This is a genomic window from Dehalococcoidia bacterium (genome assembly GCA_041653995.1).
Taxonomy (GTDB): Bacteria; Chloroflexota; Dehalococcoidia; order GIF9; family UBA5629; genus CAIMUM01.
This window is the reverse complement of record JBAZEK010000002.1, coordinates 334,138-359,245: the sequence shown is the minus strand read 5'-3', so window position 1 is coordinate 359,245 and position 25,108 is coordinate 334,138. Positions and strand designations below refer to the sequence as shown.

Sequence of the window (25,108 nt, the reverse complement as noted above, 5' to 3'; positions counted from 1 at the left end):
GAGGCTTTCGTGGTGAGAAACGAGAGGCAGAAACGGGAGGCGGGGGATTTTATCAGGGCTGAAGATAATTGGGAGCCGATCGGTCATACTCCGCTGCCGGGCATGCTGGAGTTAAGGAACTGGGACAGGCGTCTGCTTCGAACCTGGAAACCGTTCTATGTGCCCGTCACGGATAAATGCAGCCTCTGCAACTATGGTGAATGCGACCTGTCGGACGCCGGCAGGGGCGTCTGCGGGATGGATGCCCGGGCCATGCAGTCCCGGCTTACACTCAGGGCTTGCTGTGCGGGGCTGGCGGGCACACTGGCCGGGGCGCGCAGGGTTATAGATTCACTGGTTGATGGGAAGGGACGGGATCTGCCGATTTACCTGGGCGAAAAAGTCGGAATAGAAGCCCCGCATATCAGGACGGTGTTGGGCATGAAGCCGGCCGTGCTGGGCGACCTGGAGAAAACACTGCATTACATTGAAGATCAGCTTGCCCTGCTGCTAGCCTCCGGCAATGTGGGCTGCGAAGCTTCTATCGAAGATCTGGAATCCAAGGCCATGCATGCCTCAATGCTTGCACACGTCGCGATGGAGGCACAGGAGCTGGCCGCCTGCTCCGGATTCGCATTTCCCTCTTCCAGAGCGGATACTGATTTTGTCGATGTGGGTTGGGCGTCGGTGGATAAAACGAAGCCGATTATTCTTGTGGCCGGTAGCGATACGGTCCTGGCCGTATACCTGGTTGATTACTTGAGGCACAGCAACCTGGAGGGCAAGATAGAGGTCGCCGGCGTTGGACCGGTTGCCCATGACCTGGTACGCTACAGCCCCCTGGCTAAAATCGCAGGGACGCTCTCCGGCCTGGCCCCTTTATTACGCAGCGGCGGTGCGGACGTCGTGCTGGGCGGCGGCGGCAACCTGCTGACCGATATCGCAGCCGAAACGAGGGCAGCGGGCACGGCCTTCATTGCTACCGATGCGGCGGCGGCCTACGGCCTGGAAGACCGGTCGGCCGGCGATACCGAGGAGATATTGATCGCGCTGCAGCAGGATAAGGCTTTGCTGGTATCCGATCCTGTCAAAGCGGCTTCCGTGGCGGTGGAAGCAGCGCTCAGGCTCTCTGCCTCCCGCGGTAAAGCGGCCTCTCAGGCACAAGGGCTGCTCCCTAAGTCCGGCAAGATGCGGATTGGGCGCGGACCGGTTATGGATACCGAAATAAGAAAGGTCGGGGCGCCGCTGGTGCTGGGGACCATACCGGGGGTTATCGCCATCGTAGGAGGATCGAACTACCCGGGATCGCCCGATGACATTGCGGACATTGCAGAGGAATTTGCCAAACGCAAGTACGTGGTCGCGCTGGCCGGGGACTCAGCCATTGCGGCAGCCCTTAAAACCGACGCTGAGGGAAAGTCCATCTATGAAAGATATCCACCCGATTTCGATGCCGGGGGAGTGATCAATATAGGCTCCGGCGCCTCCGCTGCGCACATCAGCGGCGCGGCCATAAAAATTGCCAGCATCTTTGCCGCCCTGCCGTTGCGCGCCAACTACGAGATAGTGGCGGATTATATCCTCAACCGGGTCGGCGCCTGCGGGTTGGCCTGGGGCGCCTGCGGCGAGGACGAGCTTGCCCTGGCCACCGGCTGTAACCGGCTGGGTATACCCGTCGTGGTCGGCCCGCGCTGTATCAAGTACGGTCGCCTCTATTTGAGCAAGCCGGGAGAGACGGACTGGAGCGTGATGGACGGTCGCGAAAAAAGGATCGTGGATACGGGGGAGCCTTCTCCCGAGCACCTCATCAACCTGCTGGCTGACAAAGGTTCCGCCGTTGTAGCGCTGGCCAAGCTGTGCATGCGCAGGAATGATACGCCGCAGGGCAGGGCAACCAAGCTTACGCACTATATCGGCCTGCACAAACAGTATTTCGGGAAGCTGCCGGACGATGTCCATTTGTTCATCAGGAAAGCCTCGGATATTCCGATCTTCTTTAAGAAGGAATTGCAGCCGCATCTGAACGAGGTCGGCTGGGGAGAGAAACCCGTGCTGTCGCTGCCCACCCTGGTCGGCACTTATCCCTCCCGGGTCACGTTGGATGAAGTCGTGCATTAATACCGGCAGTATGCATTAGGATAAGCCGGGTATGTGCGGATATAATATTAATTTAAGCAGCGGGAATGATTTTTAAGGGAAGGCGAAAGTGTAATGGCTGACGGAATATTTCCGGTCGATATCGGGCCCCAGTATGAGGGAGAGGTTATCCGCAAGGCCGATATGCGTGTCGAGCTGGGCGGGCCTAATGTGAAAACCAAGTTCGAACTGGTCTCCATCCGGAAAGCCGGAGATGTTACACATGAGAAGGTGGAGGTAATCGGGCCGGACCTTCCCGATATGGCGGAGGGGAGCAGCCAGCCCATCGTTTTGCTGGTGGAAGTGGCCGGCGGCCGTCTGGAGAGGGATATAGAGCCTGTCCTGGAGCGGCGGCTGCACCTTTACCTGAACTACATTGAAGGTTTTTACCACATGAACCAGCGTCAGGACGTCTGGATGCGGCTCAACAAGGCCTCATTTAACAAGGGGCTGAGATCGCTCAAGACGCTGGGAGAAATACTGATATTCCTTTACACATCGGAGATAGAGATCATCGAGAAGATACAGGTCACGTTTGTCACCGATCCGCAAAGGATCGAGGAACTGCTGCCCGGGGCCGTAAGCGTATACCGTGCGCGCGATGAGAAGATCAGGGGCCTGCGCGAGGCGGATGTGCAGGAATTCTACAGCTGCGCCCTCTGCCAGAGTTTCGCCCCCACACATATTTGTTGTATAACACCTGAGCGTATCGCTAACTGCGGCGCCATCAACTGGTTCGACGGTAAGGCGGCCTATCAGATGGATCCGGAGGGGCCGATACAGGCCGTTGCCAAAGGCGACATCATTGATCCGGTGCGCGGCGAATACAGCGGCGCCGACAAACTGGCGCTGGAAAAGTCCATGGGCGCCTATGACAAAGTCTTTTTACACAGCGCCTTCGGATATCCCCACACGTCCTGCGGCTGCTTCCAGGCGATATGCTTTTACATACCGGAGGTGGATGCATTAGGCATCGTTAACCGGGATTTCGAAGGCGATACCGTGGCCGGCGCATCTTTCACCACCATGGCCGGCGATACCAGCGGAGGAAGGCAGGTGGAGGGCTTTCTGGGCATCGCCCTGGAGTACCTTCGCTCACCCAGCTTCCTCAAGGCCGACGGCGGCTGGTACCGCATCGTCTGGATGCCGCGCGTCATACAGGAGATGTACCGGGATGCCTGCCCCATGGACCTGCAGGGTAAAATAGCCACGGAGAACGATGTTGCCAACATCGATGAGCTGGTTGCTTTCCTCGACCGCGCAGGCCATCCCTGGGTCAAAGGCGGGGTTAGATTACCTCAATAAAGGAGAATACTTTGGCAATCAAAGGTACCGATATAGTCAAGCGCCTGCCCGAGGGCGGGAAGAAGAACTGTAAGGAATGCGGCCTGCCCACCTGCTTCGCTTTCGCTATGAAGCTGGCATCCGGCGGCATCGCCATCGATAAATGCCCGTATCTGGCGCCGGAGGTCAGGAGCGAGCTGGAGGACGCGCTGGCGCCTCCCATCCGTCCCGTCACTATCGGTACGGGAGCGGGCGCCTTCGTGATCGGAGACGAGACCGTCCTCTATAGACATGAGAAGACGTTCGTCCACCAGCCGGGCATCGCCGTGCTGGTTTCGGACGATCTGCCGGACAACGTTGTTGACGACAGGATCAGGAAACTCAAGGGCTTGCAGTATAGCTGGGTGGGCAAGACCCTCAAAGCCGACCTGCTGGCCGTGCAGTGCAAATCCGGCGACCGCGCCAGATTCACCGGGCTGATAAGGAAGGCGCTTTCCGCGACTGATTGTCCTCTGATGCTGATCAGCGAAGACACAGATGCCCTTCTGGCTGCGCATGAAATGTGTGCTGACAGGAGGCCGCTGCTCTATCCTGTCACAGTGCACAACCTGGATAAGGTGGTCGGTGCGGTAAAGGCGAGGCCTGCGCCCCTGGTAGTCAGGGCTGCCGGTGTTGAATCGCTGGTACCCATCACCACGCGGCTCAGGGATGCCGGTATAGAGGACGTCCTGCTGGACCCGGGCTCGAAGGATATGCAGTCTGCTCTGCGCGATCAGACGCTGATCCGCAGGGCGGCTCTCAAGCAGGGCTTCCGGCTGCTGGGATATCCCACTGTAGCCTTTCCCTGCTTCATGACTGCGGATAAAAGGCGTGAGATGCTACTGGCCGCTATGTTCATCCCCAAGTACGCGGGCATCATCGTTCTTTCGGATATAGATGAGCATACGCTGTTGCCCCTGCTGGTGCAGAGGCTGAATATTTATACCGATCCCCGCATGCCCATGTCCATGGAGGAGAAGGTTTATCCCATCAACGACCCGGACTCAGCGTCGCCTGTGCTGGTGACGACCAACTGGGCGCTGACGTATTTCATCGTTGCATCGGAGATCGAGGCCAGCAAGGTGCCGTCCTGGCTGTGCGTCAAAGAGACGGGAGGGCTGGGTGTGCTCACGGCCTGGGCAGCCGGCAAGTTCAGCGGCGACAGCATCGCACCCTTCATCAGGAAATGCGGTGTGGAGGGGATGGTCAAGCATCGGCGCCTGGTCATACCCGGCAAGGTTGCCCGCATCCGCAATGAGCTCACCGAGGCCTTGCCCGACTGGGAGATAATCGTAGGCCCGGGCGATGCCAACGAGATACCCGCTTACCTGCCCGGACTGGTTAAAAGCTGGAAAGGGTGATGTATTCATCGATTCTGACTGCATCGAGCCGGCATCGCAGCCACCTCATTGATATCCTCCAGAAAATACAGTCCAGGGACGGCTATCTTTCCGATCAAGCCATGCTGAAGGTCGCCGGATTTCTTGAAATGTCCTCAGCGACCGTGTGGGGCGTGGCCACCTTCTATAACCAGTTTCGCTTCACACCACCGGCCAGAAAGCCTGTCAGGGTGTGCATGGGCACGGCCTGCCACCTGGCAGGCGGACAGCTCGTGCTGGAGGCCATGGCCCGCGAGTTGAAAATCGAAGTCGGCGATACCAGCGAAGATCGGGAATTCAGCCTGGAAAGGGTAGCCTGCGTCGGCTGCTGTGCGCTGGCGCCGGTCGTGACTATAGAGGGTAAGGTGTATCCCGGAATGACGCCGCCCGGGGTGGAGGAAACTCTCGTGGAGATCAAGGCTCAGTCTGAAGCGGAAGTGTGATGCAGGTCGGTAATGAAACACAGCATGATCCGCACACGCTCTCAAAATAAGGTAAGTTCGCCGTATTCGGACAAAATCACACATATCCTGGTGGGGACGGCTACCTGCGGCCGCGCCGCCGGCTCAATGGCTGTGCTTGAGGCTTTCAGACGCGAAATTGAAGATATCAAAGATAAGGCGCGGGCCTGGGAGGTCGGCTGCATGGGATTGTGCTCCCAGGAGCCGCTGGTGGTCATCATCAAGCCGGGCGATTTCTCCGTCTGCTATCATCATGTCACTCCTCAGTCGGTGCCGCAGCTTGTCGAAGGGTACGTCAGGGGCGATGACCCCTGTCTGGAGCTGGCGCTGGGCACGGTGACAGGAGGTAACGGCGACGCTGTTTACATCCCCGAGCTTGACCTTTTCCAATATCAATCGAGGTTACTGCTGCGCAATTGCGGCTACATCTCACCGCTGGAGATAGATCACTATGCTGCCGGCGGAGGGTACCGGGGTTTGGCAAAGGCGTTAAAGATGGAGCCGTCGCAGATAATAAGGCAGATTGAAAAATCCGGGCTGCGCGGCCTCGGCGGGGCGGGATATCCCGTAGCGGCCAAGTGGACGGCCTGTGCGCAGGCGGGGGGCAGTAATAGATACGTGATCTGCAACGCCGACGAGGGCGACCCCGGGGCTTTTATGGACCGCGTCCTCCTTGAGAGCGATCCGCACGCCGTGCTGGAGGGGATGATTATCGCCGCTTACGCCGTTGGAGCGAGTAAGGGATATATCTATATCAGGGAGGAGTATCCGCTGGCCATAGACAGGATCAGCGTTGCACTCAAACAGGCCCGGGCTAAAGGTCTGCTGGGGAGGCGCATCCTGAATTCGGATTTCAGCTTTATGGTCGAGATAGTCAGGGGCGCAGGCGCTTTTGTATCGGGGGAGGAAACTGCCATGATAGCGGCTATGGAAGGCGGGCGCTCATGGCCGGAGCACCGGCCGCCTTATCCCGCGCAGTCCGGCCTGCGCGGCAGGCCCACACTGGTGAACAACGTTAAAACGCTGGCCGGCGTTTCCGCCATCCTGCAAAAAGGGTGGCGCTCGTTCCGCGATATAGGTACTGCAAATAGTCGGGGTACGGCGCTCTTTGCGCTGGCCGGCAAGCTGGAGAACACGGGCCTGGCCGAGGTGCCCATGGGGACTTCGCTGCGCACGCTGGTTTATGATATCGGAGGTGGAATAAAACGCGGCAGGCAATTAAAGGCTGTGCAGATCGGAGGACCGTCCGGCGGTTGCCTTCCGGGCGACCTGCTCGATACACAGATAGATTTTGACTCGCTCAAGTGCGCGGGCGCCATCATGGGCTCGGGCGGCGTTATCGTCATGGATGAGGATAACTGCATGGTGGACACCGCCAAATATTTCGTGGATTTCAGCCGGCAGGAGTCCTGCGGGAAGTGTACCTTCTGCCGCATAGGCATCTACCACATGCACTCGTTGCTGGACGATATTACGCGGGGCAATGGATCGCCTGAATCGATCGAAGCGCTGGGTAAGCTGGCCGAGGATGTACGGACAGGGTCTCTGTGCGGGCTGGGAAGGATGTCGCCCAACCCCGTGCTGACCACACTGCGCTACTTCCGCCAGGAATATGAAGCTCACGTGCTGGAGCAGCGCTGCCCGGCGCGCGTCTGCAAAGAGCTTACGGCCTACTATATACTCCCCGAGAAATGCTACAAGGGCTGCGACCACTGCGTGCTGGCCTGTCCGGTTGAGGCCGTCTTCAGCGATGATAAGGGCCTCAAAGTGGTGGACCAGCTCAAATGCACCAAGTGCGGCAGTTGTGAGCTGGTCTGCCCCGCGGAGTATAATGCTGTGATAAGGCTTTCGCCGGTTAGACTCGTACCTGCAGACCGGCGTACCAGGCCGGATACAAAGGAGCCGTAAAGCATGACCATAACGATCGCTGTTGCAGGAAAGGGCGGCGTGGGCAAAACCGCCATCTCTGCCGTACTGGTTGACTTTCTGTCCAATAAGGGTGCGGTGCTGGCGGTGGACGCCGATCCCAGCACCAACCTTAACGATGCCCTGGGAGTGGGCGTGACGGGGACGGTGGGCAGGACGCGCGAGAAGATGACGGACGAAGTCAAAGCGGGCCGCCTGACCATGGCTATCTCCAAGCAGGAGATACTCGACGCCCGCATTCACGAATCGCTGGTCGAGACCGACAGGTTCGACCTTCTGGCTATGGGGCGTCCCGAGGGGCCAGGATGCTACTGCGCCGCCAACCACATGATACGCTTCTCCATCGACAAGCTGGCCAAAAGCTATGACTACGTGGTGATGGACTGCGAGGCCGGTCTGGAGCATATCAGCCGGCAGACCACGCAGGATATCGATTTCCTGCTGGCCGTGACCGATCCGACCATGCGCGGGCTTAACACCTGCGTCCGCCTGCAGGAGCTCAGCAAGGAGATACGCACCAATATCAAAGGGGGCGTCCTTCTCATAGTCAACCGCCTGCGCAACGGCCTGCCTGTGGAATTTAAGGAGGCTGTGGATAAATCGGGGCTGATGCTCTTCGCTACGATACCGGAGGACCCTAATATCTTCGACCTGGACGTTAAGGGGAAACCTCTTACAGCGCTGCCGCTTGATTCCAGCTTCCGACGGGCGGTGCAGGAGATCCTTTTCCGGCTGAAGGTTCGATAGGTTATTAAATTCAACAGCTTGCGGATGTGCCGTCCTTTTATGATACTGTGTTAAATCTGATATAGCGTGCAAACGGCATGGTAGATAGTAATAACCGGCTGTTCAGCCTGGCGGACATAGAGGGCAAGACCAGCCCTCACCAGATGCAGGTTAAAGGCGCCCTGAAGATGCGGGCCGCGCCCCTTGAATACGTTAAGGACGTTCAAGCGCTGGCCGCCTATCTGGGAGGCAATGTCGTGAAGCCCGGGATCGGCGAGGATTGGGCGGTGAGCAAGGAGATGTTCCCGGGTGTAATAGTCAGTTTTATCTTTAACAGATCCGACGAGGAATTTCCCGCCAGGCTGCGAGCACTTTACAGCGGTGATAAGATTAGGATGATCAGGGGTGATGAGCTTGCCACCATCACCATATCGCTGGCCAACCAGCTGTTGCGCTATGTGAGAGAAGCCAATGCCGGTGTGAAGCTGCCGGACATATGCTACAGGGTTTAGCCTCACGGATAATGAAGCATGGACGATGAATTAAAGGCCTTTATCGATACCAAATTTCAACTGCCGCCCATCGAGGGGGAAGATAAGACCTGCTCTTTGGAGGCGGCTATCAGGGAACATGTCAGGCCCGGTATGTCCATACATTTCGCCGGCAGGAGCGGGGCGCTTTTCTATCAACTGGTGCGGGAGTTCTGGGGCAAAAAAGGGGATTTCACCATCATCAGCCCCTATGTATCAGCCCTGCTGCTGGCGCTCATCCGCGGCGGGCTGATGAAGAAGACTATTACCAGCTTTGCCGGCAACACCTACCCCACACCCGGGCCCAATCCGCTGGTGCAGAAAGCCTACATCTCGGGCGCGGTGGAATTTGAGAACTGGAGCATGCTGACCATCACGCAGCGCCTGCTGGCGGGCGCCATGGGTTGGGATTTCATACCCACGCGCTCCCTGATAGGCAGCACAATGGCCGAGGAGAACAAGGGTGATTTCAACGTTATCGATTCGCCCTTCGGCGGCGGTCAGACCGGCCTGCTCAGAGCGCTGCGGCCGGACATAACCTTTGTGCACGGCCTGGCGGCAGACCGCTCCGGCAACACCATATTGCCCTACCCCCTGAGCATAGATGCATTCGGCGCCTGGGCAGCCAGACAGGCGGTCATCGTGAGCGTGGAGCACATCGTACCCACCGATTATATCCGCAGCCATGCGCACCTCGTACGCATACCCGCTTATATGGTCAAAGCGGTTTGCGAGGTGCCCTACGGCGCCCATCCCGGGGGCCTGCCCAACTGCGGAATACCGCAATACGAAGGCTATTTCGACGACTACGAATTTGCCACAATTATCCGGGATGCCTCCATGGACGAGACACGCTTCATGGGATTTATCCGTGAGTGGATACTCAATTGCAAGGACCATAAGCAATATCTTGATAAGATCGGAAAGGATAGGCTGCGCTACCTCAAGGACAAGGCCAAGCCGCATTCCTGGGTGGTGGAGACCCTGGCGGCCGTGCCCGGTATAGAGTTCCAGAAGGAATCCAACCAGCTTGAAAGGATGGTGATAGCGGGAAGCAGGCATATAGCCAACCTGTGTCAGTCAAAGGGCTACAGGACTATGCTGGCCGGGGTGGGGCTGGCACAGCTCGCCGCGTGGATGGCGGCCTACCGGCTGAAAGGCTTGAAGCATGATACCGAGCTGGTAGCCGAGAACGGTATGTACGGCTATATGCCGGTGCCGTCGGACCCCACAGGCTTCAGCATGCATAATCTGCACTCCTGCAAGATGCTCACCAATATCGAGACGGCCCTGGGCGTCCTGGCCGGCGGGTCGAGCAGCTCCTGCCTGGGTGTCCTCGGCGCGGCCCAGATCGACAGGTACGGGAACGGCAACTCCACCAAGATACCGCATGTCTATTACATCGTAGGGTCGGGCGGCGCCAACGACGTGGTCAGCTCCTGCCGCGAGACCATTGTATTTGCCCCCGCCGGCAGGGAGAGGCTGATCAAGGACGTTTCGTATATAACCTACCCGGGCAGAAATGTTAAGACGCTGGTTACGGACGTGGGCATCTTCGAGAAGCCCGAGGGCAGGGACACCCTGGTGCTGACCTCCTATATCCCTTACGGGACGGCCATCAGGGAGGATGAGGCTATCAGGGGTATAAAGAGGATGGTGGGTTGGGAGCTGGAGGTGGCCCCGCACCTGCAAAAGATAGACCTGCCTTCGTATGAGGAAAAGATGATGGTCAGGCTCTTCGATCCCCACGGCTTCTATACAAAGGTCTGAGAAGCGCCGCCTATTGAGTCCGGCCGAACTCCCTCTTGAGCTGTTGTGAGCTGAGGTGCAGCATGGTTGGCCGTCCGTGGGGACAGGTGCGCGGCTGAGCGGTGGCCGCAAGCTGTTTGATAAGCTCCGCCTGTTCGCCCGCATCCAGTTTATGGCCTGCCCTGATAGCGCCGTGGCAGGCGATTAAGCGGGCGGCTTTTAAGTCCCGCTTGCCCGGATCCTTTTCGACTCCCATCTCATCAAGTATTTCTACGATGGTATCCCTCAGTGCCGCGCCGCTCAACACCGATGGCACCGCGCGCACCAGGCAGGTATTGCCGCCGAAGGGCTCGATGGTGAACCCGAGCTCGCTCAGCAGGTTGGAGCAACCTGCCAGTGCCTGTACCTGGGCGGGCGAAAGCTCCAGCGCCAGAGGTTCCAGCATGCCCTGCACATCGAGCTGGCCGTCCGTCCTCTGCGCCATTATTTTTTCGAACAGTATACGTTCATGGGCCGCATGCTGATCAACCAGGTAGAGGCCCTCCTCGCCCTCCGCCAGAATATAGCTGGAGGAAAGCTGCCCCAGCGTCCTTAAAGCGGGGACCTCCGTGGCATGGGGTTCCCACAGGGGGCGGGCCGATGCCTCTTCGAGATCCGGCCGCGCCGATGGCAGCGGCGACTTTGACAGGGTATCCCTCACTGTTTTCACGATGGCCGTGAAGACGTCGTTGTTATTGCGGAATTTTACCTCGAGCTTGGTGGGATGGACGTTGACATCCACCTCCTCCGGAGGAATGGCGATATTGATTACCGCCAGCGGATGCCTGCCCGTCATCAGCAGTCCTTCGTAGGCGGTCTCAACCGCTTTGGCCAGTATTGAGTTGCGCACGTAGCGCCGGTTGACGAAGAAGCTCAGGTAGCTGCGGCTGGAGCGCTGCACGGAAGGCGGGCTGGCCAGGCCCTGAATGTAAAGCTGTCCATTTATTCCCTCCACCTCCATCATTTTCCTGGCGATGTCCAGGCCGTAAATCACGGACACCGCCGACCGCAGCTCCGCGTCCCCGGTGGTGCGCAGGGTGGTGTGGCCGTCGCTGACCAGCTCGAACTGCACTTCGGGATAGGCCAGCGCAAACTGGCTCACCAGCGCGGCTATATGTGCGGACTCGGTGGTGGCGGATTTCAGGAATTTCAACCTGGCCGGAAAGTTCTGGAAGAGCCGCCGAACCGTTACGGTGGTACCCTGCGGACGGCTTTTTTTCTCTCGGACAGTGGTCCTGCCGTTCTCTATGCGCAGGTAGCTGGCGGCGCTGCTGCCGGAGTCGCGTGTCAATATCTCAACCTCGGCCACGGATGCAATGCTGGGTAGGGCTTCTCCCCTGAAACCGAGCGTATTGATATGCTCGAGATCTTTCAGCCCTGTGATCTTACTGGTGGCATGCCGCTTGATCGCTATCTCCGCCTCGGCCGCCGAAAGCCCGCACCCATTGTCAGACACGCGCAGGTAGCTGACACCGCCGTTGTTGGCCTCGATATTGATCTCTGTAGCGCCCGCGTCCAGGGAGTTCTCTATCAACTCCTTGACCACAGAGGCGGGACGCTCTATGACTTCACCGGCTGCGATCTTCGAAGTTACCTCGGGCGGGAGTACCTTGATGGGCATGAGCTAATTTTACAACACTTTCCCGCCCACCACCGTCCTCACCACTTCGATGTCCTTGATCCTGTCCGGCTGCACCTTAAAGGGATCGTCGCTTAAAAGAACCAGGTCGGCTCGCTTGCCCTGCGTGATGCTGCCCTTGATATCTTCTTCGAATTGCAGGTAGGCGGCGTCCAGCGTGTACATGCGCAAAGCTTGCTCGATCGAGATGCACTGGTGGGGCTCGAAGCCCTCGCGGGTGACGCAACACCCAATAGCCTGAAGCACATCCTGGGACTCTATCGGCGCATCGGAAGCGCCTCCCACTTTAATGCCGGCATCCAGGAATGACCGCAGGGGGTAGACCGTTTTACAGCGCTCCGCCCCCAATCTCCACGGCAGCCAGCCTTTCTCGGAGTGTATGAACATGGGTTGTGTGGAAACCAAAACGCCCAGCCCGGCCATTTGCTGAATCACTTCCGCATCCATGATGGAAGCATGCTCGAGGCGGTGGCGGCAACCCCGGCGGGGAAACTCTTTAAGTAGCTTTCCATAAAGTTCCACGCACAGCTTGTTGGCGGCATCCCCGATGGCGTGTACACACACCTGCCATCCCGCATTGTGAGCCGCAGCCATAAGCCCGTACAGCTCATCCGGCGTGTGCATCAGCAAGCCGCTTTTTTCAGGATTGTCCGAGAAAGGCTCATACATGTAAGCGGTGGAGGACCCGAAAGTGCCGTCCGCGAAGAGCTTAACTCCCCCCAGCCGGTTTGGACCGGTGTTGAGGGAGCTGTTTCGCAGCCCGTCCAATCCGGCCAAATCGGGTGTTATCAGCAGCGAATAAAGGCTGAGCGGGCAGAGCTCGCTGAAAAGCTGCATGGCGGTGACATCGAAGGCGCCGGCTGAGCCGGCCGGCCCTTCGGCGCTCGTCTGTAATACGACGCCGGCGGAGGTCAGCCCCAGGGAGATCAGCCTCTGGAAAGTGCTGCGGGCGCTTTCCATCAGGACCTGCATTTCGGGCATGGGCATGCTGTTCATCACCAGTTGCAGGGCGGTTTCACGGAATTTCCCCGAAGGGAAACCTCCCTCTTCCCGTTCTATGGCGCCCGCCTCGGGGTCCGGTGTAGAAGCGGTTATCCCGGCAGCTTCAATAGCCAGGGTATTGGCGAAGACCGAGTGGCCGTCATGCTTGATTACGGCCACCGGCCTTTCGGTGCTGACAGCGTCCAGGTCGTGCCTGTCGGGCGCCCGTTTCTCACGCAGGCTTTGCTCGTCGAAGTTCAGGCCGATCAACCAGGAGTCGTCGCTCTTCCTCAGCAGGGCCAGGCGCAGCTTCTGTTGCAGATCCGCCATGGAAGTCACACCGCCCAGGTCGCAATTCATGGCAAAAAAAATCAGCAGGACCGGGTGCATGTGCGTGTCTATGAAACCGGGCAACAGGGCGCCGCCCCGCATATCGATCAACTCATACCCCTTCCCCAGCGCTTTTAAGCAGGCGTCCTTTGTCCCTACGGCAATTATCTTCCCTTCCCGCACTGCGACTGACCCGGCGACAGGGCAGCCCGGGTCGATGGTGCGGACTGTGCCGTTGTAGAAAAGCTGACCGTGATCCGACATACGGGAGCATCCTCAGTTAACAGGAATCAGTGAGCCCACCGCCATCAGCAGATAGGCGATGAACACCAGTACGCAGATAAAGATGTTGCCCCATTTACCCATGCTGAAGGCGGGCATAATATTAGCGTTCTCCCTGCGGCTGATCAACAGCGCCGGCGGTATGAGCAGCGCCATCAGGACAGCCATGGCCCCTCCCGCATAGCGCATGTATTCCAGAAAGCCTGCCAGTCCGAATATTGCCATGAGGAAGCCGGGGACGGTTGCGACCAGCCAGGATAGGCGATAGCCCCATTTCAGACGCTCGACGATTACTATCGCCAGAGCATAGCCTATGCTCCAGTAGCTGGTCAGCAGCCCCAGGAAAGCGAAAACCGATCCCAGTACCAGTGCCCATGTGCCCACCGCGTTGCCCCAGCCGATGATGGCCACCTCGGTCACCGGTTTAGAAACCAGCGATGCCATGATAGAGATGACCAGGGTGAAAATTAGATTTATAGTGATGCCCAGCACCACCGCGCCCGGAACAAGTTTCTTATTCCAGGAAAGCCCCTCCGCCGCTTGCGGAACCGAGAAAAGGCAGGTCAGACAGAACATAACCATGCCGTAGAGGGCCAGGATCTTTGCCGCGTCGCCGCTCCAGAGGGGCAGCGCATTGAAGGGATATGCGAAAGATATGACAGACAGCACCAGCAGCACTATAGCGATGCTGATAATGGACCATTTCTCGCTTACTCCTACCGCTTTCAACCCGGCCAGCACGATGCCGGCGGCTATTATGTAGGTAATGACCTCCCCGGCCCACAGCGGCAGCGCCGGGAAGAGGTTGCTCAAAAGCTCGGCGCAACCGACGATGTACCCTGCCAGCAGCGCATAGAAAGTAACCAGCACCAGGGCGAAGATAATCCAGGTCAGGGCCTTCCCCCACCAGGTCTGCTTGAAAACATATTTTCCGAAAAGCTCAACCAGTTGCTGCGGCTTGTCTTCCCGCAGTACGACCTCCACTACCATCAGGTGCAGTAGCAGACTGAAAGCATAGGCCGCCAGTGCGATTATAATCAGGTCCATTATCCCGTTCAGAGAAGCCAGGTAAGGCACGGCCATCACTCCGCCGCCGAATCCCAGCCCGGCTACGACCGCAGCCGCTTCAAATAAAGTCAGTCGCCTGTGGCGCTCGTTCATTGGTTACCCCCTGATAAGATTAATTTTGGTGTCGCGCTTTCCGGTTTATAGGTCGCCCTGCTCACGGCCCACATCAGTATCAGGCTCACCAGCAGGCTGATCACGATGGGCTCCAGCCAGGGTATTTCAACGAATTGTTTGACGGCGTAAAGGGCCACACAGACTATAGTTGATACGATGCTGCTGACTATGGCGCCCTGGCGGGTGGCCTTTTTCCAGAAGAAGGCCGCCATGGCCGGGATGAAAACCGCCGATACGTACACGGCAAAGGCCAGCAGCAGTATGTCGAAGATTCCGCGCATCACCATCGCAAAAACAATGCCCAGCGCCCCGACCAGAATGATCACCAGCTTGGCCCACAGCAGCAATTTGGTTTCGCTGGTCTGAGGGCGGGCTGCCTTGATCAGGTCGTTGGCAACGGTGGTGCCTGATATGAGCAGCGCAACCGAGGCAGTGCTCATCATCACGGCCATCAGGCCGGCCAGGCACAGGCCGACAAGTCCCATCGGCAGATATTTCACGATCATCACCGGGATGACTGCATCGGTGGAGCCGTAATTCTGCACGATATTCGGCACCAGGAAGATGCCGAGGATACCGAGCAACACGACCACAACAGACCAGTATACGTAAACACCGGCCGTGATGAACATCGAGTTCCTGATGACTTTTCCGCTGGTCGCGGCATTGGCCCGTTGCCACAGCCCGGGATCCACCAGGCAGAAGCAGAAATCTATGATCCAGATGGATATGAGGTAAAGCGGGGATATGCCGGGCCCGGTGCCCGAGGCGGCTGATTGCCAGGCCCCCGCCAGTATCGAGCCGGAATCGTTGGCGAGGATGAAGATCGGCAGGATTACACCGATACTAACCAGCATGATGACGGTCTGTATCAGGTCGGTGTAGGCGACGGCAAACAGGCCGCCCAGCACGGTATAGAGGATCATGACGACGCCGGCCAGTATAATCGAGGTGGTATAGGTCAGTCCCAGAGATTGGCCCACCGCCGTGAATATGAGGCCTATGCCGATGATCTGCCCGCCGAACAGAGCGATGACCGTGATGAACATGGCGGCGCCGCAGGCCAGGTTGATGCCCTTGCCGTATCTTTTGAAGAGCGCGTCCGGGATAGTCCAGATACCCAGTTTGCGCAGCCTGCCCGAGAGCAGCCCGAAGACGACCAGTCCGGCGATGTAGCCCAGGCCGGCTGTGACGAAGATGATCCCCAACTCATAGGCTTTGCCTGCTTTTCCCATGGTGGAGGCTGCGCCGATGGCGGCGCCTACCAGCGTTCCGATCATCACCAGGAAGCCCAGCGATTTGCCCGCCAGAGAGTAATCCGTAAGATTTTTGATCTTTCGGCTGGTCCAGATGCCCACGGCCACCATGCCGGCCAGGTAAACCAGGATGATGCCGATATCCACCCAGCTTACAGAAGCCATGCGCGGTTTCTCCTTATGTTTACTTCAGCGGTTATCTTCAGGGCATGGTGAGTTTGACCGTCGGGCCGGTGGCGTATTTATCCAGCGCCGCCGTATCCAGCGTAACGCCCCAGCCGGATCCCGCCGGGAGCCTGGCGGTGCCTCCGCTGTAATCTACAGGAAACGTGATGAGATCATCCTCCAGCATGACATAACCGAAGAGCTCGACGGCATGTCCCAGCGTCGGCAGGCGGGCCGCCGCCAGGTGAATCAGGGCTGCAGATGATATGCCGGCCGACTGGTTATGGATGACTATTTTCATCCCGTGTTCAGTGGCAAAATCCATAGCCTTGAGCGCAGCCGTTATGCCGCCCGGACGTTCCGTATTGATGCCGACCACTCGTATAGCGCCAAGCTCAGCCAGAGTGATTATATCGCCCAGAGAGAAGCAGCCCTCATGTGACATAAGCGGTGTTTTTACGCGCTTTTGCACGAAAGCCATTCCCACATAATCGGTGGCGGCCACGGGCTGCTCGGCAACATCGATACTAAAAGGTTCAATAGCCTTAATAGCTTTAACGGCTTCCTGTGGCGAATAAGCTTGATTGTAGTCAACCCGTATGCGCACCTGCTTGCCGAATTCCTTCCTCACGGCCTGCAGTATGGCGACGTCCTCGGCTACCCCGTGGCCCAGCTTCAGGCGTAAAGTCCTGTACCCGTCATCGAAGAACAGCTTTGACAGGAAAACCATGCTATCCGGGTCCATCAGTGGTATCAGCGCGGCCAGCGGGATGTCCACCGCTTTTCCTCCCATGATTTCGCAGGCCGGGACGCCTCTGACCTTGCCCATCAGGTCGTAGCAGGCCATATCCAGAAGTCCTTTGGCCGCCTCGGAGCGCGCTACGTTGTTATCCATGCGGCGGCAGATCTTCTCAGCGTCGAAGGGGCTCTCGCCCAGCACATACCTGGCCAGAGCCTGACGGATAACCTCGATGATCTGATTGGGCGAGGTGCCGGTCTCGGGCCACCAGACGTAGGATTCCCCCAGACCGACGTTGCCCGCTTCATCGACCATTACGCAGATGGCGCAATCGATGCCTGTCCAGGCTTCCTCCGCCGGGATAGCCATTCCCAGGCCGCCCGCCTTGCTCATAGCATCGCGGACTATCTCCTGGAAGGGTATGACGACAGGCGTGAGCTCGATGCTGACAATGCGGGGCGCGTTCCTGTCCTTTCCTGTCAATTGCAGCCGCCTCTGGTTGCTGAGACTGAAATATATCATCAAGTATGTCCAAAAGGCAAGGCATAGCGGGTCGGGGGTATTGTTTGCACTTGCGCGGCAGGCTGTCAATCTATAGAATGGGGAGTAATTTGCGCAAATTTCGCGGCGCGTAAAAAAGAAATCACAGGAGGCTGACAACAGAATGGCAGAGAAAGTAGTGGAACAGGTTGAAGAGCGAAAAGTAGCCGGTATGCTGCCCCCGCATGTAAAGGAGTTTTACAGGAAGGCCGAGGCAGACCTGGATGGCTTTTGGGAAGAGGCGGCGCTGAGTGCCAGGCATGACCTTCATTGGTTTAAGATGTGGGACAAGGTCTTCGAACACAATTACCCCACCTTCAAATGGTATGTGGGCGGCAAGACCAATATCTGCTACAGCGCAGTGGATTTCAAGGTCAAGATGGGCAAGGGCGCCAAGGCGGCCCTCATCTATGAGAACGGCGACACCGGCGAGGTGCGGACCGTCACCTATATCCAGCTTCTGAACCTCGTGAAAAAATATGCTGCCGCTCTACGGGGAATCGGCATAAAGAAGGGAGACCGCGTGGCGGTCTATATGCCGATGGGCGTGGAGGCGGTGGGGACCATGCTGGCCTGCGCCAGGATAGGGGCGGTGCACGTGGTCATCTTCGCAGGCTTCTCCCCCAGGGCTATTGCCGACCGCGTTGAGCTGAGCGGCGCTAAATATTTGATCTGCAAGGCGCGCGGCACGCGCCGCGGCAAGCCCGTTGATCTCAAGGAGATGGTCGATGACGCTATCACCCGACTCCCTAAAGAGATCGGCTTTAAGCATACGGTTGTACTGGATGAGCCGCATGATAAAAACATTCCCATGACCGCCGGGCGTGATATCTTCTGGAAAGACTTTTTGGCCAAGGGAGCCGGTCAGAGCGGCGACTACGTCGAGATGGAGGCCAACGAGACGCTCTTCCTGCTGCCGACATCGGGCACCACGGCCAAACCCAAGGTCAGCGTTCAGTGCCACGGCGGCTACCAGGTCTATGTGTACTCCATGGGCAAATGGATCTACGACCTTAAAGCCAGCGATATCTGGTTCTCCACCTCGGATATAGGCTGGATCGTGGGCCACAGCTACAATGTATACGGCCCGCTGCTGCACGGCTGCACCTCGATTTTATATGAAGGAACGCCCGATTATCCCAATAACGAGATGTGGTTCGACATTATCGAACGCAACCGGGTGACCGGCATGTTCACATCCCCCACGGGCATCAGGGCCCTGGCCAGGTTCGGCGTAGAGCCGGCGCATAAACATGACCTGACGTCACTTAAGAGAGTTGTCTGCGCAGGGGAGGTGCTCAATCCGGCTGCCTGGAAATGGTTCCAGGAAGATGTCTTCAGGGGCAGCATTCCTGTCATCGACCACATGTGGCAGACTGAGACCTCGGGCGCCATTATCGGCAATCCCTACGGCCTGGGCATGGCGCCCATCAAACCTGGCTCGGCCACATTCCCCACCCCCGGTGTGATAACGGATATTGTGGACGAGAAGGACGGACATTCCATGGGCGTCGGTGAAAAGGGCATCATGGTCATCAAGAAACCCTTCCCCGGCCTTACACCCACCCTGTGGGGCGATCCTGAACGCTACAAGACCGACTACTGGGAAGCCCGGCCCGGCACCAAGGGCATGTACTATGCCGGCGATGCCGCCTCGAAGGATGAGGACGGCTATATCTGGTTCGCCGGCCGCGCTGACGAGGTCATCAAGATAGCCGCTCACCGCATCGGCACCGTCGAGGTTGAGAATGCGCTTGTATCGCACCCCGCCGTGGTTGAAGCCGCTGTGACGGGTGTTCCGGATGAACTGCGCGGCGAGATTGCCAGCGCCTTCGTAGTGCTGCGGGCCGGCTATGAGCCCAGCGACGCCCTCAAGAAGGAGCTGATCGACCATGTCAGGAAGGAGATGGGCGCCATCGTGGTGATGAAGGACATCGGCTTCATAAAGATGCTGCCCAAGACGCGCAGCGGCAAGATCATGCGCCGCGTCATCAAGGCATTGCTGATGGGCAAAGACCTGGGCGACCTCTCCACTATCGAGGAAGAGGCCTCTGTTGACGAGATCAAGGAAGCCATCGGCAAGATAGGCAAGCTTTAAATAGCTTTCAGCATAGAAGAAGGGCGGGGCCGAAGTCCCGCCCTTCTTCTCAATAATCTGGTTGCAGTGTATTTACTATCCTGCTTTCCGCTTCTTTAGCTCCAGCGCCGTCTTCAGCCCCTTCTCGCGGATTACCTTGAAGGCCAACCCCTTCTCCGTCTGGTGGTAGAAGCGCGTGCCGTACTTTTTAAGCAGCTTTTTATCGATCTCGAAGCCCAGTCCCGGGCGTGTGAAGGGCTGCAGCATGGCGTTCTTATCGGGGATGATGGGCTCGATGATACCCTCGCGGAACTGAGGTATCCAGGAGGGCGGCTCGTTGGGGTATTCCAGCGGATGGGTATTGCCCGTATCGGCCAGTACCAGGTTCCAGCCGATGTAGAAGCCGATGCCGCTGGTCCAGGTATGCGGTGAAAAGATGCGGTTGTGCTTGTGGCAGGCATCGATAACTTTCATAACCTGCTGTATGCCCCCGGCAAACGTGGCATCGGGCTGATAAATGTGAAAGCAGTCCTTCTCGAACATTATTTTAATCTCATCCCACCCGTGGTTGAGCTCCCCGCCCGCTATCTTGACCGGCGATGCTTTTTTGAGGGCGGCCAGACCGTCATAGTCGTGCCAGTCCAGCGGCTCCTCCAGCCACTCGATTTTATTATCCGCGCAGGCTTTGGCGAAGTCGGTGGCGCGCTTCAGGTCCCAGGCCGGTATGCGGTCGACGATGGAGACCAGCCAGCCCTGGTTGGCGTCCACGCCGATGACAGGGTCGGGCCCTACGCCCTTGCGCACCTCTTCGATCAGCCGAACGTCGTCTTTGAACTCCATGGCCTTGGCACGCAGCTTAAAGGTTTTAAAGCCCTGCTCTTTCAAAGCCAGCAGCTCCTGTATGCGCGGGCCGGGCTCGTGCAGCTCGCCGAAGGAGTTGTAAACCTCGATAGGCCTGGCGGTGCCGCCCAGAAGTTCGTAGACCGGCTTACCTTTGGCCTTGCCTATGATGTCCCAGCAGGCAGGCTCAATCCAGAAGTTCAGCCAGCCCAGGATACCCGCCTGCTTTAACAGGCTCTGAATGCGGTCGATGTCTGTTGGGTCGGAGCCCAATAAATAGCCACCCAGCAGGTCTCCCAAACCCTGCCGCTCGGTGCCCATGGCCGTGCCGGCTGAGTAGCCCTCGATACCGTCGTCAGTGCGTATCCTGATCAGAGTAAACCGGTTATGCGTCTGAGGGTAGCCGGGTATCCATGTCGGCCAGAATGTCTCTTTCAGGGGGATATTAAGGTGAAACAGTTCGATCTCAGCGATTTTCATTTACGGTCCTCCTCTTCAGTGTTTATTACTTTATTTGGTATGCCCGAGCCGCTCGATCTCTTTGTTGAGGAAGTAGCTGATCACCGTCCTGATGGCGACGATAGCCACCAGTACGGCCACCTCCTCCAGGCTCGGCTTTACGATGGTGCGGATTATATCCGCTGCGATGAGAAACTCCAACCCCAGCAGCAGGTAGCGGCCCAGGTCGATGCGTATCTTTTCCAGCGGCAGCGATTTCTTGTGCTTGCCAAGGTGGATGATTTGAGCGTGTATGAATTCCACCAGTCCGACGATCACACCCCATAACACGATGAATATGCCGACTAAGCCGATGCCGATCGAGATGTATTCGAGGATATTTATCAGTGCGTCCATTCCCATCCGATGCCCTTAATCAGGCTGTATTTTAAGCTAAATGCCCGGTGATAACAAGGATGTGATATTGCCTTGCCGCCGCATTTACAATAAGATGGACGCGGATTTGCCGGATAGTGCGAGTTTAAACGAGGAAAGAAAATGAAATATAGCGAAGGAAAAATCGGCCGCGTTTTTGTGATCAGGCTTGAAGATGGAGACGAGCTTCCCGGCTGCGTCGAGAGATTTGCCCGCGAAAAAAATATCTCGACGGGACAAGCCGTGCTGGTGGGTGGGATCGGCAGTGGGGAGATAGTCGCAGGCCCTCGCCGCAATAAGGAACGACCGATCGATCCAATGCTGGTTCCCATTGACGGCGTTCATGAAGTGGTGGGACTGGGAGTGCTGGCGCCGGGTAAGGACGGCAGGCCTTCCCTGCATATCCATGCTGCACTGGGCAGGGCAGGCGCAACCACTACCGGATGCCTGAGAGAAGGAGTTAAAACCTGGCTGGTAGGCGAAGTTATACTGTGTGAGATTCTGGGAATAAACATGGCACGGCTGCCGGATGAAGCCAGCGGTTTTGATCTGCTGACGGGAACAGGTGCATAAATTTGATGTTATATGATACGATACCGGAGGCGGAAGGAAACGCAGGGCGTACCCGATATAATTACGGTTTGTCGTGGCTTCGTCCTGCACAATACCCGGACTAACTTAACAGCATAGGGGGCAGATATGGCAGGAGTTAAACAGGAAGTCTTTGCAGTCACGTCCACAGTGGCGAACGCCTTTATTGTGAGGGGCCAGCGTTCGATTATCGTCGACACCGGCTTTCCCGGGCTGGGTGAGAAAATATTGAAAACCATGAGTCGCCACGATATCAAGCCCGGTGATATCTCTCTAATCGTCATCACGCACGGGCACCATGATCACACCGGCAGCGCAGCTTACCTGAGAGAGAAGACCGGCGCTCCCGTGGCCATACATAAAGCGGATGCCGAAGCGCTCAGGACGGGGGTGAATCCCAGGCTCCACCCGGTTGATGGTCGGGGAAGGTTTATGATGATAATGTCCGATATTGTTAAGCCCAAAGTGCAGGGAATGGAGCCACAGGTTCTGCTGGAAAGTGAGTTTGATCTAAGCGATTACGGGATCGAGGGTAAGATAATACCCACGCCCGGACATACACCGGGATCCGTATCGGTGCTGCTGGCCGGTGGCTGCGCGCTGGTGGGGGACATGATTTTCGGCGGTCTGTTGAGAAAGAACACTCCGGGCTTCCCCTATATTTGCGAGGATATCGAAACGGCCACCCAAAGCATCCAGGCTATTCTTGATCGAAGGCCCAAGATATTCTATGCCGCGCACGGCGGCCCGTTTACCGGCGGGCAGGTCTGGCGCAAGTTTTTCGTCAAGCCCTGACCCGTTTATTTAAGCTGATCTCGCGTGTAGTCCAGCAGGCGTCGGGCAACCACCAGCGTATTTATCTGCCCGGTGCCTTCGAAGATGTCATTGATTTTGGCATCCCGCATGAACTTCTCGAAAAGGTATTTGCGAGAGTAGCCCAGCGGCCCCATCAGCTCCACAGCTCTCTGTGTAATCAGCGTGGCGGCGCGTCCGGCTTTGGCCTTGGACATGGATGCCTCCAGAGCATTGGACTGGCCGCTGCCTAGTTGCCACATGGCGCGTATCATAAGCAGGTGGGCCGCTCTCCAGTTCGCCTCCATCTCGATGAAATCACGTTCCAGCGCGGTCTGTTTGCTGCGCGGCAGCTCGTAGCGTATTTTGATGCCCCGCTTATCGATCTCGTCGCGCAGCATGTCCAGTGCGGCGCGGGTGACGCCCAGCGCCTGCGCCGCAACCATGGGACGCGTAACATCGAAGGTGGCCATGGCGCCCTTGAAGCCTTCGGTCTTGCTCTTGACCTCGGCCTTGCCCAGTATGTTGCTGAAGGGTATGCGGCAATTATCGAAGGTCACGGTAACAGTATCGGACGCCTTGATACCCAGCTTTTTCTCCTTTTTCTCCACCTTCATGCCCGGTGTGCCGGCCTCGACCACGAAAGATTTCATGCCGGCCCTGCCCGCCGATTTGTCCACGGAGGCCCACACCACGATAATGCCCTCCGAAAGGTCGAGCGCGCGGTGCCCCATGGTAACGAAAATCTTCTCGCCATTCAGCACCCAGTAGTCACCGTCGCGCGTGGCGGTGGCCTGGATGGCCGACGTGTCCGAGCCGCAGCCCGGCTCGGTCATGGCCATGGCGCCCCACTTGGGCTTGCCTTCATTAAATCGCGCCAGGAACTTGCCCCACTGCTCTTTTGTGCCGGCGGCGAAGACGGCGGCGCCGCCCAGCCCGGGTCCGGGGCTGGCCAAATAGAGTCCCGCGTCGCCCCAGCAAAGCTCCTCAACCATCAGTGCGCCCACAACGCCCAGCCCGGTCACGAAGCCCTTGCCCCGGTTGTCCCACATGAAATCGATGATCTCCTGCGGCTCCTCATGCTCATGCTCGTCGTAGTAACGGCTGACGGGGCGGAATTTTTTCTCCGCCACTTCTTGCGCTTCCTGTATTTTGGCCTTCTCTTCAGCGGTCAATTCAAAATCGATCATCGCTACGCCTCCTTATTAAACTATGGCCAGGCCGGTGAAGGTCACGAAACCGCGGCCGTTGCGGAACCACAACTCGACGGGATTGTCACGTATATAGCCGTGGCCGCCCATAACCTGCACGCCATAGTCCGTGCATTGCATCACCATATTATCGGCATATGTCTTGGCCAGACAGCATTCGCGGGTGGCCTCCTCTTTCTTATCCAGCAGCCAGGCCGCCTCCCAGTTGAGCAGGCGGGCCGCATCTATCTCGATTGCCATGTCGGCCAGCATGAAGGCAATGGCCTGGCGTGAGGCGATGGGATCACCGAAGGCATGGCGGTCTTTAGCATAGTCCCGGGAGAATTCAAAAGCGCCGCGGGCCAGTCCTACCGCCAGGGCAGCCAGTGCAACGCGAGAGAGGTTGGCCAGGCGTTTGAAATCGCAGCCGCGGTCACCGCCCAGCTTTTTGTCGGCAGGTAGTTTGCAATCCTTCAATGAAACCTCATAGGTGGCCAATGCCTTGATACCCATGTTCTTCTCGCGCTCTCCGATGTCGAAGCCTTTGGTCCCCCTGTCTACGATAAAGGCCTGTGAGGAATTGCCTTCCTTGGTGTAAACCAGCGTGAAGGCGGCATCGGGGGCCAGCGGAACATAGCACTTTTCACCGCTGAGGGTATAGCCGCCGCTCTTTTTAGCTACGGTATCAAAGTCGTTGCAATCGAAATCATATTTAGGCTCGACGAAAGCCGCCGAAGCAGCGCTGAACTTGCCCCCGCAGACCATAGGCAGGTATTTTTTCTTCTGCTCCTCGGTGCCCATTTCCACGATCGGTAAGACGCCCAGCCAGGGGCTCAGGATGTGCATCGCCATGGAAAGGTCGCCCCAGGCCAGTTCCTCGGCCAGCAACGTGCCAGTGAGGGCCGAATGCTCCCAGCCCGCGCCGCCGTAGTCCTCGGGAATGCAGCTGACGACCAGTCCCAGGTCCCAGGCAGTATTGATTATCTCGTCAGGTATCTGCCCTTCCTCATCGCACTCACGGAATTTCTTGCGCATGACGTCATTGGCGAATTGTTTGACCGTGTTGACGATCATTTGCTGTTCTTCAGACGGGCTGAACGAAAGCATACGGCACCCCCTCTATTAATCAATATTGGCGCGGGAAAAAGACCCTGCATAATGTATCACCGATTGAATGGGTAGTCAATGGAAATTGGGAGAACTGTTAATGTTCTATGATTTTGTCACCCCTTAACTGTTCAGTGAAAATGTCACCTTATGAGAGAAGAGTTGGTATTGAACAAGAAAGAACAGAGACGGCTAATGGTGTTGAACAAAATGGAACGGAGAGAGAAAAGCGTAGCAGAAGCTGCACAGTTGCTATCTTTAAGTATGCGTCATGTT

Annotated in this window: 20 protein-coding genes; 11 read left to right on the top strand and 9 right to left on the bottom strand. The window is 57.7% G+C overall.

Annotation, left to right across the window (positions count from 1 at the left end; genetic code table 11):
- Window positions 1–9 precede the first annotated feature (9 nt).
- From WC359_07855 to WC359_07820, 8 genes are all read left to right on the top strand, one after another.
- Entirely contained in the window at window positions 10–2,097 is a 2,088-nt protein-coding gene (locus WC359_07855) for an acetyl-CoA decarbonylase/synthase complex subunit alpha (protein MFA5400336.1), read from the top strand.
- 93 nt (window positions 2,098–2,190) lie between these two features.
- Complete coding sequence (cdhC, locus tag WC359_07850; GenBank protein ID MFA5400335.1) at window positions 2,191–3,420, top strand: CO dehydrogenase/CO-methylating acetyl-CoA synthase complex subunit beta; 1,230 nt, start codon at window positions 2,191–2,193, stop codon at window positions 3,418–3,420.
- An 11-nt stretch (window positions 3,421–3,431) separates the two neighbouring features.
- Window positions 3,432–4,799: an acetyl-CoA decarbonylase/synthase complex subunit gamma gene (gene acsC / locus WC359_07845; GenBank protein ID MFA5400334.1), complete on the top strand. Its 1,368-nt coding sequence runs from the start codon at window positions 3,432–3,434 to the stop codon at window positions 4,797–4,799.
- Window positions 4,799–5,260: an NAD(P)H-dependent oxidoreductase subunit E gene (locus tag WC359_07840; GenBank protein MFA5400333.1), complete on the top strand. Its 462-nt coding sequence runs from the start codon at window positions 4,799–4,801 to the stop codon at window positions 5,258–5,260. Before acsC ends, WC359_07840 begins: the two co-directional genes overlap by 1 nt.
- A gap of 12 nt (window positions 5,261–5,272) precedes the next feature.
- Window positions 5,273–7,186 carry an NADH-ubiquinone oxidoreductase-F iron-sulfur binding region domain-containing protein gene (locus WC359_07835; protein MFA5400332.1) on the top strand — a complete coding sequence of 638 codons (1,914 nt, stop codon included), beginning with the start codon at window positions 5,273–5,275 and terminating at the stop codon, window positions 7,184–7,186.
- A 3-nt stretch (window positions 7,187–7,189) separates the two neighbouring features.
- The gene (locus WC359_07830; protein ID MFA5400331.1) at window positions 7,190–7,951 is read left to right on the top strand and encodes an AAA family ATPase; all 762 of its coding nucleotides are present in this window, start codon (window positions 7,190–7,192) and stop codon (window positions 7,949–7,951) included.
- Between the two features lie 77 nt (window positions 7,952–8,028).
- Window positions 8,029–8,442 (top strand): DUF3786 domain-containing protein, encoded by a 414-nt coding sequence (locus WC359_07825; GenBank protein ID MFA5400330.1) that lies wholly within the window; start codon window positions 8,029–8,031, stop codon window positions 8,440–8,442.
- A gap of 18 nt (window positions 8,443–8,460) precedes the next feature.
- Window positions 8,461–10,230, top strand: a complete 1,770-nt coding sequence (locus WC359_07820; GenBank protein MFA5400329.1) for a CoA-transferase — start codon at window positions 8,461–8,463, stop codon at window positions 10,228–10,230.
- Between the two features lie 10 nt (window positions 10,231–10,240).
- Here the strand turns inward: WC359_07820 and mutL are convergent, their stop codons facing one another.
- From mutL to WC359_07795, 5 genes are read right to left on the bottom strand one after another with little or no spacing between them, the layout of a single operon-like run.
- Window positions 10,241–11,869, bottom strand: a complete 1,629-nt coding sequence (gene mutL / locus WC359_07815) for a DNA mismatch repair endonuclease MutL (protein MFA5400328.1) — start codon at window positions 11,867–11,869, stop codon at window positions 10,241–10,243.
- Window positions 11,870–11,878: 9 nt separating this feature from the next.
- On the bottom strand, window positions 11,879–13,462 hold the full coding sequence (locus WC359_07810; protein ID MFA5400327.1) for an amidohydrolase: 1,584 nt from the start codon (window positions 13,460–13,462) through the stop codon (window positions 11,879–11,881).
- 12 nt (window positions 13,463–13,474) lie between these two features.
- Window positions 13,475–14,641, bottom strand: a complete 1,167-nt coding sequence (locus tag WC359_07805; protein ID MFA5400326.1) for an aromatic amino acid transport family protein — start codon at window positions 14,639–14,641, stop codon at window positions 13,475–13,477.
- The gene (locus WC359_07800) at window positions 14,638–16,083 is read right to left on the bottom strand and encodes a sodium:solute symporter family protein (protein MFA5400325.1); all 1,446 of its coding nucleotides are present in this window, start codon (window positions 16,081–16,083) and stop codon (window positions 14,638–14,640) included. The genes WC359_07805 and WC359_07800 overlap by 4 nt, the downstream gene beginning before the upstream one ends.
- Before the next feature lie 37 nt (window positions 16,084–16,120).
- Complete coding sequence (locus WC359_07795) at window positions 16,121–17,305, bottom strand: mandelate racemase/muconate lactonizing enzyme family protein (GenBank protein MFA5400324.1); 1,185 nt, start codon at window positions 17,303–17,305, stop codon at window positions 16,121–16,123.
- Window positions 17,306–17,486: 181 nt separating this feature from the next.
- Here WC359_07795 and WC359_07790 point away from each other — a divergent pair, with 181 nt between their 5' ends.
- Entirely contained in the window at window positions 17,487–19,460 is a 1,974-nt protein-coding gene (locus tag WC359_07790) for an acetate--CoA ligase (GenBank protein ID MFA5400323.1), read from the top strand.
- Window positions 19,461–19,535: 75 nt separating this feature from the next.
- On the opposite strand, the gene WC359_07785 is transcribed toward WC359_07790, so the two are convergent.
- Together WC359_07785 and WC359_07780 are read right to left on the bottom strand one after the other, a co-directional pair.
- Window positions 19,536–20,759 carry a mandelate racemase/muconate lactonizing enzyme family protein gene (locus WC359_07785; protein ID MFA5400322.1) on the bottom strand — a complete coding sequence of 408 codons (1,224 nt, stop codon included), beginning with the start codon at window positions 20,757–20,759 and terminating at the stop codon, window positions 19,536–19,538.
- A gap of 30 nt (window positions 20,760–20,789) precedes the next feature.
- Window positions 20,790–21,134, bottom strand: a complete 345-nt coding sequence (locus tag WC359_07780; GenBank protein MFA5400321.1) for a DUF1622 domain-containing protein — start codon at window positions 21,132–21,134, stop codon at window positions 20,790–20,792.
- 141 nt (window positions 21,135–21,275) lie between these two features.
- On the opposite strand from WC359_07780, the gene WC359_07775 reads away from it, so the two are divergent.
- Window positions 21,276–21,725, top strand: coding sequence for a PPC domain-containing DNA-binding protein (locus WC359_07775; protein ID MFA5400320.1), 450 nt, complete (start codon window positions 21,276–21,278; stop codon window positions 21,723–21,725).
- Between the two features lie 126 nt (window positions 21,726–21,851).
- On the top strand, window positions 21,852–22,538 hold the full coding sequence (locus WC359_07770) for an MBL fold metallo-hydrolase (GenBank protein MFA5400319.1): 687 nt from the start codon (window positions 21,852–21,854) through the stop codon (window positions 22,536–22,538).
- A 5-nt stretch (window positions 22,539–22,543) separates the two neighbouring features.
- Here the strand turns inward: WC359_07770 and WC359_07765 are convergent, their stop codons facing one another.
- Window positions 22,544–23,725, bottom strand: a complete 1,182-nt coding sequence (locus WC359_07765) for an acyl-CoA dehydrogenase family protein (GenBank protein MFA5400318.1) — start codon at window positions 23,723–23,725, stop codon at window positions 22,544–22,546.
- 15 nt (window positions 23,726–23,740) lie between these two features.
- Entirely contained in the window at window positions 23,741–24,832 is a 1,092-nt protein-coding gene (locus WC359_07760; protein ID MFA5400317.1) for an acyl-CoA dehydrogenase family protein, read from the bottom strand.
- Window positions 24,833–25,108: the final 276 nt, after the last annotated feature.

What these genes read in the sequence shown, in the direction of transcription:
- WC359_07760 (MFA5400317.1), bottom strand. Translation starts at nt 24,832, where the DNA reads ATGCTTTCGTTCAGCCCGTCTGAAGAACAGCAAATGATCGTCAACACG.
- WC359_07780 (MFA5400321.1), bottom strand. Translation starts at nt 21,134, where the DNA reads ATGGACGCACTGATAAATATCCTCGAATACATCTCGATCGGCATCGGC.
- WC359_07800 (MFA5400325.1), bottom strand. Translation starts at nt 16,083, where the DNA reads ATGGCTTCTGTAAGCTGGGTGGATATCGGCATCATCCTGGTTTACCTG.
- WC359_07765 (MFA5400318.1), bottom strand. Translation starts at nt 23,725, where the DNA reads ATGATCGATTTTGAATTGACCGCTGAAGAGAAGGCCAAAATACAGGAA.
- WC359_07840 (MFA5400333.1), top strand. Translation starts at nt 4,799, where the DNA reads ATGTATTCATCGATTCTGACTGCATCGAGCCGGCATCGCAGCCACCTC.
- cdhC (MFA5400335.1), top strand. Translation starts at nt 2,191, where the DNA reads ATGGCTGACGGAATATTTCCGGTCGATATCGGGCCCCAGTATGAGGGA.
- WC359_07775 (MFA5400320.1), top strand. Translation starts at nt 21,276, where the DNA reads ATGAAATATAGCGAAGGAAAAATCGGCCGCGTTTTTGTGATCAGGCTT.
- mutL (MFA5400328.1), bottom strand. Translation starts at nt 11,869, where the DNA reads ATGCCCATCAAGGTACTCCCGCCCGAGGTAACTTCGAAGATCGCAGCC.
- WC359_07790 (MFA5400323.1), top strand. Translation starts at nt 17,487, where the DNA reads ATGGCAGAGAAAGTAGTGGAACAGGTTGAAGAGCGAAAAGTAGCCGGT.
- WC359_07820 (MFA5400329.1), top strand. Translation starts at nt 8,461, where the DNA reads ATGGACGATGAATTAAAGGCCTTTATCGATACCAAATTTCAACTGCCG.
- WC359_07835 (MFA5400332.1), top strand. Translation starts at nt 5,273, where the DNA reads ATGAAACACAGCATGATCCGCACACGCTCTCAAAATAAGGTAAGTTCG.
- WC359_07770 (MFA5400319.1), top strand. Translation starts at nt 21,852, where the DNA reads ATGGCAGGAGTTAAACAGGAAGTCTTTGCAGTCACGTCCACAGTGGCG.
- WC359_07805 (MFA5400326.1), bottom strand. Translation starts at nt 14,641, where the DNA reads ATGAACGAGCGCCACAGGCGACTGACTTTATTTGAAGCGGCTGCGGTC.
- WC359_07785 (MFA5400322.1), bottom strand. Translation starts at nt 20,759, where the DNA reads ATGAAAATCGCTGAGATCGAACTGTTTCACCTTAATATCCCCCTGAAA.
- WC359_07810 (MFA5400327.1), bottom strand. Translation starts at nt 13,462, where the DNA reads ATGTCGGATCACGGTCAGCTTTTCTACAACGGCACAGTCCGCACCATC.
- WC359_07830 (MFA5400331.1), top strand. Translation starts at nt 7,190, where the DNA reads ATGACCATAACGATCGCTGTTGCAGGAAAGGGCGGCGTGGGCAAAACC.
- WC359_07825 (MFA5400330.1), top strand. Translation starts at nt 8,029, where the DNA reads ATGGTAGATAGTAATAACCGGCTGTTCAGCCTGGCGGACATAGAGGGC.